This window comes from Kribbella sp. CA-253562, assembly GCF_050942265.1.
Lineage (GTDB): Bacteria > Actinomycetota > Actinomycetes > Propionibacteriales > Kribbellaceae > Kribbella.
Window position 1 is genome coordinate 1317967 of sequence record NZ_CP192049.1, and the last position, 15199, is coordinate 1333165.

13 protein-coding genes are annotated in these 15199 nt (G+C 68.6%); 7 read left to right on the plus strand and 6 right to left on the minus strand.

The window, feature by feature from the left end; genetic code table 11:
- Positions 1–6: 6 nt before the first annotated feature.
- Complete coding sequence (locus ACQPXM_RS06410) at positions 7–873, plus strand: ATP-dependent DNA ligase (protein WP_432945756.1); 867 nt, start codon at positions 7–9, stop codon at positions 871–873.
- Here ACQPXM_RS06410 and ACQPXM_RS06415 read toward each other — a convergent pair whose 3' ends face one another.
- Both ACQPXM_RS06415 and ACQPXM_RS06420 read right to left on the minus strand, forming a co-directional pair.
- The gene (locus tag ACQPXM_RS06415; protein ID WP_432945758.1) at positions 874–3297 is read right to left on the minus strand and encodes a tyrosine-type recombinase/integrase; all 2424 of its coding nucleotides are present in this window, start codon (positions 3295–3297) and stop codon (positions 874–876) included. It lies immediately after the preceding gene.
- A 71-nt stretch (positions 3298–3368) separates the two neighbouring features.
- Complete coding sequence (locus ACQPXM_RS06420) at positions 3369–4547, minus strand: tyrosine-type recombinase/integrase (RefSeq protein ID WP_432945760.1); 1179 nt, start codon at positions 4545–4547, stop codon at positions 3369–3371.
- 72 nt (positions 4548–4619) lie between these two features.
- Here ACQPXM_RS06420 and ACQPXM_RS06425 point away from each other — a divergent pair, with 72 nt between their 5' ends.
- The 4 genes from ACQPXM_RS06425 to ACQPXM_RS06440 all read left to right on the plus strand — a co-directional run bounded on the left by ACQPXM_RS06425 (position 4620) and on the right by ACQPXM_RS06440 (position 6798).
- The gene (locus ACQPXM_RS06425) at positions 4620–5051 is read left to right on the plus strand and encodes a hypothetical protein (RefSeq protein WP_432945762.1); all 432 of its coding nucleotides are present in this window, start codon (positions 4620–4622) and stop codon (positions 5049–5051) included.
- Positions 5027–6001 (plus strand): IS481 family transposase, encoded by a 975-nt coding sequence (locus ACQPXM_RS06430; protein ID WP_432945764.1) that lies wholly within the window; start codon positions 5027–5029, stop codon positions 5999–6001. The genes ACQPXM_RS06425 and ACQPXM_RS06430 overlap by 25 nt, the downstream gene beginning before the upstream one ends.
- 44 nt (positions 6002–6045) lie before the next feature.
- Complete coding sequence (locus ACQPXM_RS06435; RefSeq protein ID WP_432945766.1) at positions 6046–6558, plus strand: ATP-dependent DNA ligase; 513 nt, start codon at positions 6046–6048, stop codon at positions 6556–6558.
- Positions 6559–6654: 96 nt separating this feature from the next.
- Positions 6655–6798 carry a hypothetical protein gene (locus tag ACQPXM_RS06440; protein WP_432945768.1) on the plus strand — a complete coding sequence of 48 codons (144 nt, stop codon included), beginning with the start codon at positions 6655–6657 and terminating at the stop codon, positions 6796–6798.
- A gap of 622 nt (positions 6799–7420) precedes the next feature.
- Here the strand turns inward: ACQPXM_RS06440 and ACQPXM_RS06445 are convergent.
- The 3 genes from ACQPXM_RS06445 to ACQPXM_RS06455 form a co-directional block, all read right to left on the minus strand.
- On the minus strand, positions 7421–9550 hold the full coding sequence (locus tag ACQPXM_RS06445) for a GmrSD restriction endonuclease domain-containing protein (RefSeq protein ID WP_432945770.1): 2130 nt from the start codon (positions 9548–9550) through the stop codon (positions 7421–7423).
- A gap of 443 nt (positions 9551–9993) precedes the next feature.
- Positions 9994–10164 (minus strand): hypothetical protein, encoded by a 171-nt coding sequence (locus ACQPXM_RS06450; RefSeq protein ID WP_432945772.1) that lies wholly within the window; start codon positions 10162–10164, stop codon positions 9994–9996.
- Positions 10165–10276: 112 nt separating this feature from the next.
- On the minus strand, positions 10277–10591 hold the full coding sequence (locus tag ACQPXM_RS06455) for a hypothetical protein (protein ID WP_432945774.1): 315 nt from the start codon (positions 10589–10591) through the stop codon (positions 10277–10279).
- 358 nt (positions 10592–10949) lie between these two features.
- On the opposite strand from ACQPXM_RS06455, the gene ACQPXM_RS06460 reads away from it, so the two are divergent.
- Positions 10950–11153, plus strand: a complete 204-nt coding sequence (locus tag ACQPXM_RS06460) for a hypothetical protein (protein WP_432945776.1) — start codon at positions 10950–10952, stop codon at positions 11151–11153.
- Here ACQPXM_RS06460 and ACQPXM_RS06465 read toward each other — a convergent pair.
- Positions 11138–11488, minus strand: a complete 351-nt coding sequence (locus tag ACQPXM_RS06465) for a hypothetical protein (protein ID WP_432945778.1) — start codon at positions 11486–11488, stop codon at positions 11138–11140. The two genes, ACQPXM_RS06460 and ACQPXM_RS06465, sit on opposite strands and share 16 nt — an antisense overlap.
- A gap of 63 nt (positions 11489–11551) precedes the next feature.
- Here ACQPXM_RS06465 and ACQPXM_RS06470 point away from each other — a divergent pair, with 63 nt between their 5' ends.
- Entirely contained in the window at positions 11552–15055 is a 3504-nt protein-coding gene (locus ACQPXM_RS06470; protein WP_432945780.1) for an error-prone DNA polymerase, read from the plus strand.
- Positions 15056–15199: the final 144 nt, after the last annotated feature.

The following is a 15199-nucleotide window of genomic DNA, read 5'->3' on the forward strand; positions in this document are numbered from 1 at the left end:
AGCCGCGTGGGCGCGGTCTGCCGTCGCGGAGAGGTTCGGTTGTGGTCGCGCAACGGCAACGACTTCACTGCGAAGTTCCCCGACGTCCAAGCGGCGCTGGTCGCCCAGGTCGATGTGGATTGTGTTCTTGACGGCGAATTGGTCGTGTGGACGGGGGAGCGGCTTGACTTCGACGCGCTGCAGCGCCGGATGGCCAACACCGCAGCCACCGTGCGGCGCCGCCTCGCAGCCGCTCAACCGGCGTCGTTTGTTGCCTTCGACATCTTGGCGGTCGACAGCGTCGACGTGCGCCCAATGCGCTGGACCGCCCGCCGCACCCGACTGGAAGCCCTCGCGGCAGGCTGGACGCCGCCTCTGCAGCTGTCCCCGGTCACCGGCAACGTCGCTGAGGCCAAGGAGTGGTTGGAGGCGTTCAAGGCCAGCGGCGTTGAGGGCCTGGTCGTGAAGGGCGCCTCCAGCCGATACCTGCCCGGGCGACGGGAGTGGCTGAAGTGGAAGACCCGCGACACCGTCGAGGCCATTATCGGAGCCGTCACCGGATCCTTGCAGCACCCCGAGATCCTGGTCGTCGGCCGCTTCCGCGGAAAGGAATTCGAAGTGATCGGCCGCACGGTCAGGCTGAAAGCCGATCAGGCCGCCGCGATCGCCAAGCTGCTCAAGCCCGCAGGTGCTCGGCATCCGTGGCCTGACCAGATCAGCACTCACTGGGGCACGGGCAGCAAGACCCCGATCATGAAGGTCCAGCCCAAGGTCGTCGTCGAGGTCGCCGCCGACGCTGCCCTGCAGGCCGGCCACTACCGCCACCCGTTGCGCTTGATCCGCCACCGCGCCGACCTCGGACCCCGCGACGTCGAGACGCTGTCTCCAAGCTGATCACCCCACCGGCTGGTCCCGACTGACGGGCAGCTGTTGCTCGGCCTCGGCGCGGCGCTGCCGCAGGTGCTTCAGCGATTCCTCCAAGGCGGCGACCTCACCGAGCCACGCGCGGTCCCTCGCCTCGGCCAACCGTGCGGTGGCGTTGCTGGTCATCTCCTCGATGCGAGGCAGCTGGGCGGGGTCGACACGCAGGAATCGGCACCTGGTGCAGGCGTGCTCGTGGACGCACGGGGTGCCGTAGGGGCGGTGGCAGTCGCCGAGCGCGACTTTGCGGAGCAGGAAGTGGTCCTCGAACTCGGCCCATTCCTCACCGGTGGCCGAGCGCAGCTCGCCGGTTGGCCGGGCCGCTCGGCGGTGCTCGATGAAGTGCTGGTGTGCCGCGATGACCTCCTCGGGAAAGACCGCGGTGTAGCCGCGGGTCGTGTCGAGGCTCAGGTGCCCGAGCAACGTCGCGGCGATGTGCAGCGGCAGCCCGGTGGAGACCATCTCGGTCGCGAACAGGCGCCGAAAGTCGTGCGGGGTGAAGTGGATCGGCTGTCCGGCGTCGCGCAGGCCGACGCTGGCCGCGACGTCGAGCAGCAGTCGCCGCACGACCGCTGCCGAGATCACTTCGTGCCGTGCTCCGATCCGGCGCGCGAACAAATGCGGGAACGGCTCACCGTGCACCTTCTCGTGCGGGTCGTACCGCACCGATAGCGGCACCTGTTCGCCGCCGGCCTTCGCGCGGCGCTGGACAGCGACCAGCACGGTGACCAGTTCCGGGGTCATCGGTATCAGCCGCTCGGCGTCGGTTTTGCTGGGCACGATGTGCAGCAACGGCACCAGCGTCCCAGTGGTCGACGAGGTGTAGTGGCGCAGAGACAGCTGGGTCAGCTCGAGCAGTTCCTCGACCCGGATGCCGGTGTGGCGCAGTGTCTCGATGACCGCCCAGGCCCAGAACCCATCGGCCTCGGCCTGGGTGACGTCGACCAAATCCTTCGCCTGCCGGACAAGCGGCATATCCGGTGCCGCCTCGACCAGGCGGGCGCGGACCACAGTGGCCCGGTCCTTCTCGTAGTGGCGCGGCGGCGGCTGGTGCAGCTCGAACACCGACCCGTCGAGGGTGAACAGGTCACCATGCTGGACCCGTTCGGCGGCGGCCAGCAGTCGGGTCGACCAGTCGCGGCGGCGCGCGGCCTCGGCGACCAGGGCGGGCAGCAGCGGCGTCAGCGCCCGGGTCCGGTCCTGGGTGCGGGCCTGCTGGTGCCGCTTAGCCTTCGAGGCGTTCTTCGACTCGTGCTTCGACACCGGGCACGAAGCGACCCACGGCCCCCACCGAGCCGGTTCGTCGTGGGACCACTCCGCCAGGTCGCGGTACATGCCGCGCACGGCGAACAGCGTCGAGTGGATCTCGCGCCGTGGCCGACCGTCTGTCGTGACGGCGAGCCGTTCTCGCCACGCTGCCGCGGTCACAGCGTCCAGCCGCAGGTCCGCTTGGCCTGGGTTGATCTGCAGGACCTCCCACCAGAACAGCCGGACCAGGCGGTAGGCCCAGCCCTCCAGGCTGGAGTAGTCCATCGACGGTTTCAGCTCGCGCAGGTAGTCGACCAGCAGGTCCCGCACGCCGCCAGGCGGAAGACCGTAGCGGTCGACCAGCGTTTCCACCGAGTGCTGGCGGGTGTTGCCCTTGGCCGACCACGCTGCCCGCATCGTCACCGGTTCGCCGGCGAACGGTCCGAGCGCGACCAGCAGCTCCCACGCCAGATGCTCGCGCCGGTTCCGGCCAGAGGTCTTCACCACGTCGGCGTAGTGCAGCAGGTCCTCGCCTCGCAGGTCCTCGACGCGCTTCCCGGTGCGGATCAGCACGCGGGTCAGGCACGCCTCGGCGTGAACCTGGTGACGGGGCAACGCGTCGCGGAAAGCAGGCAGGGCCCGGAGGCGCTGCAGCTGGTCGGGCTCGTTGACCGAGAACATTCGCTGCGGCAGGTGCGCTCCGGCACCGGCCGCGAGTTGCCACCCGTAGGACGGCCGCAGCACCCTGGCCACCATCAGCGCGTTCGCCGCAGGCTTCAACGTGCTCGCCGGCGTGTACGGCTCGACGGCGTCTCGCCATGAACGCGGAGCTCGGTCGGCGCCACTGGCCAGCCACCGCTCCTCCCACGAGGTGCCGTCGAACCGGTCGAGCCAGCCCAGCAACCGCCGCACGCCGGCCGTGAGGCTCTTGCGGCTCGGGAACACTCCGAGTGTCCGGTCCAACGTGTGCTCGATCGCATCGGCAAGGCCGAGAGCCTGAACCGACCGGCCTGGCGCGTCCGGCAGCAGCGCAGGCGCCTCCAAGCCGAGGTCGTAACCGAAGTGCTTGAGCACGCGGCCGTCAGCCCGGAACAGGCGATCGACCGCCGCCGGGGGAGGCGACAGCAGCTTGGTCGACGGCGTCGACATTGTGCATGTCCGGGTCGCTTGGCGCTGCGCGGCCGAAACCTCGACGGGGGCGTCGGCCTGCTGGTCACCGCTCACGCCGGCGGCCCGAGAAGCTCGCGCACCGCTGCGGTGTCGTAGGGCGGCTCGATACTCGGACCAGCTGGCCGCGGCCGGGCGTAATGCTCCAGCACCTTGCCGACCAGATCCTCCAGCCGGGGCTGGGTGTAGATCTGGGTCGTCGAGACGCTCGCGTGCCGAAGGATCGTCTGCACGTCGAACAGCGTGAACGCCGGATCGGCCAGGAGCCGCGCGGCTGCGGTGTGGCGCAGGTCGTGCAGCGTCCAGTTCGTCCCCAGCGCCGCGTTCGCGCGCTGCAGCACCGCCCTGGCCGCGTGGTAGGTCAGGGGCCGCGGCGTGCCCTGACGGGTCCACCACACCGTCCCGCCCTGCAACGCGGGCGGGCATTCCTCCCGCAGGTACAGTGCAAGCCACACGAACGAATCGACACTGGCCGGGATCGTCTCCCGCAGCCGCGTGCCCTTGCTGACAACCGTGATCGTGTTCGCTCCGGCGTCCAGATCGGTGCCGTGGCACAGACCGAGCAGCTCGGCCGCCCTCGCGCCGCTGGACAGCCAGAAGGACACCAGCGCCCGATCGCGGTGACTGCGCAGCGCACCGAACAGTGCGTCGGCCGCGTCGTCGGGGATCGCCCGCCACGACGGCCGCGGCACCTTCTGCCGATACGTCGCCCGCCGGTGAACGACGAAGTTCTCCATCGGGTTGTGGTGGCCTTCGACGCGGCCACCGGAGCGCAACCGCTGCGCCGGCACCGGGTTGATTAACGGCCCGAGGTCCGCTCCGCACGCCCACTCGTAGAACCCGAACAGCACACTCAGCTGATGGTTGATCGTCCGCGGCGCGTACCTCACCCCCGGAACCGCCCGCCCCGTGATCGCGTTCACCGAACCCGGAACCGGCCCGTCCGGGCGCCGGTTCAGCCGCTGGGGAACAGGTGCTTCACGCAACCACTCGACGAACTCCCGCACGTCACTGCGCTCGGCGCGCTCCCACGGCGTCCAACGCTGATGCAGGAACCGGAACCACCGCAGCAAGTCGTAGGCGTAGCTGCGCAGCGTCCCTGGTGAACAGTCCGACGCCGCGAGGTCCCGCAGGAAGCCGGACACCGCCAGGTGCTCGACCTCCGGGAACATCACCCGCCACCGCAAACCCCACTCGAACTCGACCACACGACCCGGCTCCGCGACTGCCACCGGCACACCCTCCCCGCACCACCACCAAAGCGCCAACCGGCGCGCTGAAGAGTTCAGTCAACTAGCCGCGCGGTGATCGTCCGGCGGGGTACGTCGGCGCGGATCTGGTCGCGACAGCGCAAGGAGCTCACCGACCGGTTCCCTGACATCGCCGCGGCCGCCGCCCGCCAGCTGAACGACGGCGCGGTCGTCGACGGCGAGCTGGTGATCTTCCTCGATGGCCGGCTCAGCTTCGACGCGCTCCAGCGGCGGCTGGTCACCGCCCCGGCGAAGGCCCGCCAGTTGGTCGCGTCGACGCCGGCGTCGTACGTTGCGTTCGACCTGCTGGCCTACGGCGGGGTTGACCTGCGGACCCAGCGCTGGACCGTCCGCCGGGCCCGGCTAGATGTACTGACCCAGGAGGTTGTTGACGTAGGGCGAGACCTCCGTGTCGGGTGGGAGCTGTCTGACGGCTTTCCACTCGGTCCACGGAGGTCTCTGTGTCCCACGCTAATGCCCGGCTGACTCCAGCGGGGAGATTGATTATGGTTCGGCGGATCGCGGCAGGGCGCGCGGTGGCTCATGTCGCGGCTGAGATGGGTGTGTCACGCACGTGTGCGTGGCGGTGGTGGCGCCGCTACCAAGACCAGGGCCAGGCCGGGCTGGTCGATCGTTCGTCTCGGCCGCGGTCGTGCCCGCACCGCACCCCACCGTGCACCGAGACCCGGGTCCGGATCTGGCGGCACCTGACCCGACGCGGACCGGTCGACCTGGCCCGCCGGGCCGGAGTGCCGGCCGCGACCATTGGCCGGATCCTCACGCGCCACCACACCCCGCTGCTGCGCGAGTGCGACCCGATCACCGGCGCGGTAATCCGGGCCTCGCGCCGCACAGCCAACCGCTACGAACACCCCTATCCAGGGTCGCTGGTCCACATCGACGTCAAGAAACTCGGCCGAATCCCCGACGGCGGCGGCTGGAAAGCCCACGGCCGCGGTGCCCGCCCCGCCACTCAACGCGGCCTGGGCTACGACTACGTCCACACCGCCATCGACGACCACTCCCGCCTGGCCTACGCCGAGATCCACGACGACGAAAAAGGCCCCACCTGCGCAGCATTCCTGACCCGCGCAACCGCCTTCTACGCCACCCACGGCATCACCGTCGAACGCGTCATCACCGACAACGCCAAGAACTACCGCCTCGCCCGAATCTTCCTCGACACCGCCGCCAGCCTCGGCATCCAGCTCAAGCTCATCAAACCCCACTGCCCCTGGACCAACGGCAAAGCCGAACGCCTCAACCGCACCCTGGCCACCGAATGGGCCTACGCCCGCCCCTACAACACCAACCAGCAACGCACCACCGCCTTGCCAGCATGGCTCAACCACTACAACCTAGAACGACCCCACACCGGCATCGGCGGCCAACGACCCATCGACCGAATCAACAACCTCGCGAGTCAGTACAGCTAGAGCAGCTTGCCGAGCGTTGGCAGCTCCCGCTGCAAGTTTCACCGGTGACCGCGGACGTCGACGAGGCGCGGGAGTGGTTCGACGTACTGCCCGAGGCGATGGGGATCGAGGGCCTGGTGGTGAAGGGCGCCAGCTCCCGCTACGTCGGGGGCAGGCGCGAGTGGCTGAAGGTCAAACGCCGCGACACGATCGAGGTGATCGTGGGAGGCGTGATCGGCGCCATCGACCGGCCGGAGATCGTGGTCGCCGGGCGGTACCGGGGCGACGACCTGGTCGTGGTCGGCCGTACCGTTCCGCTGACCACGACCCAGTCGGCCGAGCTGGGCCCGATGCTTCGCGCTTCCCGCGCCGGGCACCCGTCGCCGGACGAGATCAGCTCTCAGCGCTGGGGCGGCCGCGACTCGAAGAAGCCGCTCACGAAGGTCAGGTCTGACGTGGTGGTCGAGGTCAGCGCTGACGCCGCGATCCAGGCCGGCCAATATCGCCACCCGCTTCGCTTCGTCCGCCCGCGCGCCGATCTCGAACCCGGCGACGTCGAGGAGGCCCCACCGACCTGATCAACCTCTATCGACTGCCCGTGGGCCTGGTCCGGGTGCGTGGCAGCCTGGGGCATATGTGGTCGCGATGCATCCACAGCCAGCCGGGCGAACTTGTTGGAGCGGTTCGTCGTCGAGGAGCAGAACGCCGACGATCTGCGAGGCCCCGACTTCAACGTCAACCCGACCAAAAACAACCCAGTGGTGATCGCCCGGGTCCCGAAGGACGCCGGCGACGTCGTCGGTCTGGGAGCTGCGTAGCTTTCCATTGGGGCCTTTACCGGACTTGGCGCTTTCTACTCAGTTCGGCTGAGGCCTGTCCGCCGACTGTTTAGCCGCCGCCGAACGGACTCGCGGTCTGATGGCACCCCGAGCGAACCTTCATGCGGATCCCTCGAAGACGCTCCCGATCCTTGCTCGGACGTACATCTCTAAGGGAGCCAGGACCAGTGGCGAGGTGGCGGGTACGTAGATGTCTAGTCGGTCGAGGTTGGCGAGCATCCAGACCTTGACGGTCGTGGGGGGCCAAGCGGTCTATGCCCAGCCAGGGCCACACAATCGAGTGGGCGAGCAGGCTTTTGGCTAAAGTCGAGCCGGCCGAGGTCGGGCTGTAGTGCTGGTAACGGAAGCGGGGTTCGCTGTTTGGCCCGACCTTGCCGACCTTGAGAACCATGCCGGCCCCCGCCTCTGAGGTAGTCGACGATCTGAGGGCGAACGCGTACACGGCCCCGTGCCCCGGTGGAAGCCTCGGCTGCCGATGAGGGGCGCGCACCAATTCGGAGCGACGTTCGCAGGGCCAACCATCAAGCCGTAGGGACGTGACGGCCGATGTGAAGTCGCTGACCAGGATTCCTGGCTCGATGAGCATGTCGTGACCTCGAGCCTATGTGCCCGCTTCTTCGATGTCTGCGGATTGATACTCGCTCCTCAGGGAGTCGAGTCGCCGCTGCCCTTGCGGGGTGTCGGCCAGCCAGAACGTCCAGCCGTTGGGTGTCGCACCGGTGACGGCCACTGCCGCCGCGGATGGGGTGTCGTACGCCACTTCGCCGTACACAATGCGTCCTTCCTCGTCAATCTCGGCGACGCCATCGATGTCTTCCTTCGCAGGGGTTAGGACTGTCCCGGCGGGCAAGAGACCCGCCTGGAAAAGATCCATGATTCGTACCCTGGCGCCGACGCTGTCTCCGCCGAAGGGCAATGGCTCGGGCTCGAGTGTGGTTACTGATGGATACTGCGGGTCGTAGTCGGAGCGAGACAGCATCTGGAATGCCTGGCGGACGACATCTGCCATCAGCCGGCGGCGTTGCGCGAGGAATTCATTGAACGGCAGTTCGGTCCATCCCGCTGGGAGTGCATGGAGTTCGACCTGCCGGTTCATCCGATCCGGACCAAGGTGAGGCTTGGATGAAAGCTGCTCGGGCCAGTACTCCGCGGGCGGTTTGTCGGAGATGGCGATGTTGTCGTTCCACTCGACGAATGCCATGTTCGCGATCTGGTTGATCTGGCGGTTGTCCGTGACGCCAAGCCTGGTGCGGAGATAGGCACGCGGGAACAAGTGGTGTCGCTCTATGCCCTTTTTGGCGACGATTGCGGGGTCCAAGCGTTCACGGACCTTGCCGGTGGAGAGGAGCGCGTCGGCGTCGAGGATGTTCAGGGCGGACATGTACGCGAACAGGGCGGGACTGCGGGCCGCAGAAGTGGCCAGTTCGTTGGGGAGAGTGATGGCCCAGAAGTCTGCAGTCAAGATGTCGTCGACGATCCGGTTGAGCGCGTTCACAAACCCGTCCGCGTCGCGGCTGGCGACCTCGGCAATGGCCGCGAAGTCCTTCTCGACCTGGGATTCGAAGGAGCCGGAGTACCGGGATGTGGTGTGGGCCATGAAGAACCACCGGGCGATGACCTCGCGCAGCTGGTCGAGCGGCACGCCGTAGTCGACTCGGCCGAGCAGCCAGACGGCGTAGCTATACAGGATGGCGTTCTGGCTAGATACCATCTTCGACCCTCGGTACCCGGCCCGCTCGAGGCAGCGGATGAACTCATGCCAGTTAGTAAGGTCGAGGACCTTCTCCTGTGCAGCCTGGAGCCGGGCGAACTGCTCGTTGCGCCGCTCAGTGCTGGTCTCGCCGGTTTCGAGGTCTTTGCCGCGCAGCACCGAGTAGGCGTGCTTGAGGACCGCGCGGCGGAAGGCCAGCGCGATCGACACCCGCAGCATCTGATCCGGCTGGGGTGCGATGAACCAGTTGAACGCAGACGCACCGGACAATGAGGGGACCTTGCATCCTCGAGCGAAGTCCTCGAGCTGTCTGCGGCCCTTCTCCCAGAACACGCTCATGAGGGTGATGATGAAGTCGGCCTGGTTCAGCGTCACACCCTCGGAGTTGATCCTGACGAAGACCTCGGCGACTTGCTCTTCTTGAACCGCGGAGTCGAGCTCGACGACGTTGAAGGGATAGTTTTGGAGATCCCGGACCCGGTCGAACGCGTCCTCGAGCTCGTTCCTGTTCGGAGTCGCCTGGTCGCCCCGCGCGGTCTCGAGCCTGTTGAAGTACCCGGTGACCGTGGAGCGGTAGTCCCGCCAGAGCTCGGTGACGTCAGGTAGGAACTCCGGGTTCTTCTCGATCGCCGCGTCTGCGACGGCAAAGTGCTCGTCTCGCGGCCGAAACGCGAGACGCACCCGCGACTCGCTGTAGTCCTGGCGTACGACGACCTCGCCGGTGAGGACCGAGTAGAGAGATGTAAGCCTCTGTTGGCCGTCCACGATCAGCCACCGGGCGACGCGTGCATCCTTGTCGTCTACCCCGATCTGCCGCGCCCCGACCTCGACACCGGTCTCCCAGAACAGCAGATACCCAACTGGAAATCCCCGGTACATCGAGTCGAACAGGTCGCGTACCTTGCTGTTCGACCACACGAACGGTCGTTGCAGCTCCGGAAGCGCGATGTCACCTCGGTTGATGTTGTCAACCAGATGCCGCAGCGTGAATGACGTGCTACGGAACAGCGTGCGTGCCACGAGCGGCTCCTTCGTTGACCGGTGGCCTCAGCATCTCAGACAGCGCCGACCTTCGGCACCGGCCGATGCCGCTGGGTGAGCTGGAGATCTACGCGGTGTCCACAGCGGTGAACTCGGTCCGCAACAACGGTCCGGAGCTGCTCGAGCCGATCGCCCTGAGCTGAGCAGTCGGGCAGTTCAGCGGCGTCACGAATCGTCTCGCTGATCGGTCCGGTCCGGCCGACGTCGTCGTGGCGCCCTGATGAGGCGGCGCACCTTGACGGACCGGTCTCGTTTCGGGCAGAAGCGATGGTGCTCCGGGACCTGCATCCCGTCGCACTTCCCGCCGCGCCAGGCCATACAGCCAGGATGCTCCGGCCACGCGTCCCTGTCGTCGGTTCACGGAATCATCAACACCGCCGGCGGCTGAGCGCCGCGTCTACCGAGCCTTGCGCTCGTGACTCTCACCTCGTCCCAGAATCGGCTGGGAACAGCGGCAGAACGCCGGAGCGGATGCCGAACCAGGCATCGAGCACGGCGTCGTCGACGTCCGGGCCGGCGCCGTACGGCGCCGGTTCGCGTTCGACGATTCGCAGCAGCGCGACCATGCGCTGCGCGACCTGGCACATCCCCATCAGCTCCTCCCCGCCTGCTGTATCGGTGCAGCACCCATCGCCGTTTCACCGGCCGGGCGGCTGTGCCCGGATCCGATGCTCAATGCAGGGCAGGTGCGGCGGGGATAGGCGGTCAGGTGGAGGGGCGTTCGTTCCCATCGATGTAGCGGAGGTGCCACGCGGTCGAGGGGCTGGCCCACCAGGGCCGGAACGTGTCGCGGCCGAACAGAAACGGGTGACTCCAGGCCTCCTTGATCGGGACGCCGAGCTCCTCCACGGCGTACCGGTCGGCAGCACGTTCTGCCTTCCGCGCGGCGGCCACCCACGACAGCACCGCGATCAAGGCGGCGACCGAGGCGACCAGCCCGACCACGGTGGCCCAGCGCTGAACGCCGACCAGCAGGAGAGTCGACAACGACCCGATCAGCAGCAACAGGGCAGCCTCCACGACCGCGGTCCACAGCCTGACCCCGGCATCCGTGGCACATTGCGAGCAAGTCGCGCGACCTCATGCGCGGCAAGAAATCGCTGGGTCTCGGCCGGCGCTTTGGTGACGCGCTCGTCGTAGTAGGACGACGTAGCCGTCACTGTGACGGGCGCCGCGCGCCCATCCCTCGACTCGTTGACGTTGCTCAACGTCGATTCGATCCGGAGACAAGCCGCTTCGTTCGGCGTACAACTTCAGCGCGTCGGAGAAGCCGCTCAGCTCGAGGTTATCGGTCACGCCTCTCATCCTGGCAGCAGCTGCCGACAACCAGCAGGCAAGTGGGCGCTACCTGTCGTCGTCGATCGGGGCGGGGTGGCAGTTGACGCCTTTCCAGTGGCCACTCGGCAGCTCCGGTGCGCTGGTAGCCGAGGGCCCAGGCTGCGGGATCGCCGACTGGGTCGGTGCGGCCCATGCGCTGAGCGGAGCGGATGCGCTCAAGGAAGTCGTGCTCGTGGAAGCGCTGCCCGTCGCCTGGCCCGCCGACCAGCTTGATCCCGAAGCTGGCGTTCACGTCGAGCCCTGACCGTCCGGGCGCAGGTCGCTGGCGGGGATCCAGCTGACTCGGCCGTCGCGATCGCGGACCCGGCCGATCCACTGGCCGCCGTCGCGGATCCAGGCGTCCAGCTCACCGGGGCGCCAGTCGGCGTACTGCACCGGCTTCGCGCGTTCGGCCCGGCGTACGTCGGCGGCCGGCCGAGGGCCGTGAGCGTCGTACTGCAGGTCGAGGTCGGCCTTCATCTGCGCGGCCGCAGCCTCGTCGGCCAGGCCGGTCGCGCGCCAGCCGTTGACGGCGTTGTCCCACACGGCGAAGGGGCCATCGTCACCCGTCGCCGGCCGCACTGTGAACCGTCCGAGCATGCCAACCACGGTAGCTGGTTTTCGAACACATGTTCTACTCTCGGGTCAACGGGAGGAACACGGATGGGCTACAACAATCCGCCGGTGAAGTGGTCGGAGCTGGAGCGCCGGCTGTCGGACCGGGCGCGACCGGGCAGCGACGGCGGCCGCCCGCCCGCGGGCGATGGGGGAGACTCGCCCGCCTGGAGCCAGCACCGTGGCCCGTACGTCACGGCCGGCGACGAACCGGCGGCTGAGCGGGCGGCGCGGCTGCGCGCGGGAGCGGCGGTGCCGTACGCCGAGCTGCACGCGCACTCGACGTTCTCGTTCCTCGATGGCGCCTCGCAGCCGGAGACGCTGGTGGAGACCGCGGCCGACCTGGGGCTGCACGGCCTGGCGATCACCGACCACGACGGGTTCTACGGCGCGGCCCGGTTCGCCGAGGCCGCGACCGCGCACGGCGTACCGACGGTGTTCGGCTCCGAGCTGTCGCTCGATCTGACCGGTCCGCAGAACGGCGTCGCTGACCCGGAGGGCTCGCACCTGCTGGTGCTGGCCGAAGGTCAGGAGGGCTACCACCGGCTGTCCGGGGCGATCACCGCCGCGCAGCTGGCCGGTGGGGAGAAGGGCCGCCCGGTCTACGACCTGGAAGACCTCGCCGCCCGCGGCCGCGACCACTGGATCGTGCTGACCGGCTGCCGCAAGGGACTGGTCCGGCAAGCTCTGGAGGCCGGCGGCTACGCGCACGGCCCCGCGGCCGCGCTCGCCGAGCTCGACCGCCTGGTCGCGCTCTTCGGCCCCGACCGGGTGGTGGTCGAGCTGACCGACCACCAGCTGCCGACCGACTCGACCCGCAACCGGATCCTCGCCGAGCTGGCCAAGGCCCGCGGCCTGCCGGTCGTGGCGACCAACAACGTGCACTACGCGCAGCCGCGCGATCACCGGCTCGCCTCCGCCCTGGCCGCCGTCCGCGCCCGGCGCGATCTCGACGCGATGGACGGCTGGCTGCCGCCGGCCGGTACGGCGTTCCTGCGCTCGGGGGAGGAGATGCGGCAGCTGTTCCGCCGCTACCCCGGCGCGGTCGAATACTCCGTGCGGCTGGCCGAGCAGCTCGGGTTCGACCTGCGCCGCGCCAAGCCGATGCTGCCGCTGCGCGACGTGCCCGAAGGCCACACCCCGATGAGCTGGCTGCGCCACCTCACTCACGCCGGCGCCCGGATCCGGTACGGCACCCGCGAGCACCGCCCCGACGCCTACGAGCGCATCGACCGCGAGCTGGACGTGATCGAGTCGCTCGGCTTCCCGGGCTACTTCCTGATCGTGTTCGACATCTGCCGCTTCGCCCGCACGAAGCGGATCCTCTACCAAGGCAGGGGATCGGCGGCGAACTCCGCGGTCTGCTACGCCCTCGAGATCACCGCGGTCGACTCGCTGCTGTACGACCTGCCGTTCGAACGGTTCCTCGCCGCGACCCGCGAGGAGTACCCCGACATCGACGTCGACTTCGACTCCGACCGCCGCGAAGAAGTCATCCAGTACGTCTACGGCAAGTACGGCCGCGAGAACGCCGCCCAGGTCGCCAACGTGATCTCCTACCGGCCGAAGTCCGCCGTACGGGACGCGGCGAAGGCGCTCGGGTACTCGGTCGGTCAGCAAGACGCCTGGTCCAAGCACATCGACGGCTGGTCGCCGTCAATCACCGCCGGCGGCAACACCGAGATCCCGCCGCGCGTGATCAGCCTGGCGACCGAACTGCTGAAGTTCCCCCGCCACCTCGGGATCCACTCCGGCGGCATGGTGCTCACCGAGCGCCCGGTAGGCCAGGTCGTGCCGATCGAGCACGCCCGCAAGGAGAAGCGGACCGTGCTGCAGTGGGACAAAGACGACTGCGCGTTCATGGGACTGGTGAAGTTCGACCTGCTCGGCCTCGGCATGCTCGCCGCGCTGCAGTACTGCATCGACCTGATCCGCAACACGGTGGGGGAGGACTGGTCGCTGCACACCATCCCGAAGGAAGAGGCCGGCGTCTACGACCAGCTGTGCCGGGCCGATTCGGTCGGGGTGTTCCAGGTCGAATCCCGCGCCCAGATGGCCACCCTGCCCCGGCTGCTGCCGCGCCGGTTCTACGACCTGGTCTGCGAGATCGCGCTGATCCGGCCCGGCCCGATCCAAGGCGGCGCGGTGCACCCGTTCATCCGGCGGCGCACCGGCGAAGAGCCGATCAGCTACCTGCACCCCAAGCTCGAGCCGGTGCTCGAGCGGACCCTCGGCGTCCCGCTGTTCCAGGAGCAGCTGATGCAGATGGCGATGGCCGTCGGCGACATCGACGGCGGCGAGGCCGACCTGCTGCGCCGGGCAATGGGCTCCAAGCGCGGCGTGGAGAAGATCAGCTCGCTGAAGACCAAGCTGTACGACGGCATGGCCGCCAACGGCATCACCGGCGACCTGGCCGACGAGATCTACGACAAGATCGAGGCCTTCGCCAACTTCGGCTTCGCCGAATCCCACTCGATCAGCTTCGGCCTACTCGTCTACAGCTCCACCTGGTTCCGGCTGCACTACCCAGCCGCCTTCCTCGCCGCCCTGCTGCGCGCCCAGCCGATGGGCTTCTACTCACCCCAGTCACTGGTCGCCGACGCCCGCCGCCACGGCGTCGAAGTACGCCGTCCCGACCTGCAGCTGTCCGGCGCCGAAGCCGGCCTCGAGCAGCTCGTCGACGGCCAGGAGCTCACCGGCCCGACCGGCGACCCGGCCTGCTTGGTCGACCCGCAACCCGTCGTCGGGCCGTTCGACCCGGACGCGCCGTTCGACACCCGCACCCACCGCCGCGACGGTGCCTACGCCGTACGGCTCGGCCTGGCCGAAGTCCGCTCGGTCGGCACGAAGGACGCCGAGCGGATCGTCGCCGAACGCGACGCGAGCGGGCCGTACGCCTCGATGGCCGACCTGGTCCGGCGTACCGGGATCACAGCGAAGCAGGTCGACGCGCTCGCGACCGCTGGGGCTTTCGACTGCTTCGGGCTCGACCGGCGCCAGGCGATCTGGCAGGCCGGCGCCGCGGACGAGGAACGACCCAACCGGCTGCCAGGGATCACCGCGGCCGGGCCGCCGCCGATGCTGCCCGGCATGTCCGAGGTCGAAACCGACATGGCCGACCTGTGGTCGACCAGCATCACCACCAACACCCACCCGATGCAGCGGATCCGCGCCCAACTGCGCGCGGACGGGATCCTGTCCGCCGCCGAGCGCCGCACCGCCGACGACGGATCCAGGGTCCGGGTCGCCGGCGTCATCACCCACCGGCAACGCCCCGCCACCGCCTCCGGCGTCACCTTCATGAACCTCGAGGACGAGACCGGCATGGCCAACATCGTGATCTCCGTCGGCGCCTGGAACGCCCACGCCAAAGTCGCCCGCGGCGCGGCCGCCGTCATCGTCCGCGGCCGCCGTCATCGTCCGCGGCCGCGTCCAGCGCACCGGCCAGGTCGTCAACCTCAACGCCGACCACTTCGAACCGCTGCCGCTAGCGGCGAAGACGAAGTCCCGCGACTTCCGCTAATGGACTCCGAAGGAGCTGGAGTCTCCTGATGCGGTGCCAGCCGATTCCGACATAAGGGTGATCCTCGACGCGAAACTACGAGAGTGCGCCGTCGCCCCTGGCGCTCGACATGTACCTGAACGTCGTTTTGCTGGGCAGGTGGCGCTGTTGGCCAGCTGGGTCCGTGCATGCTC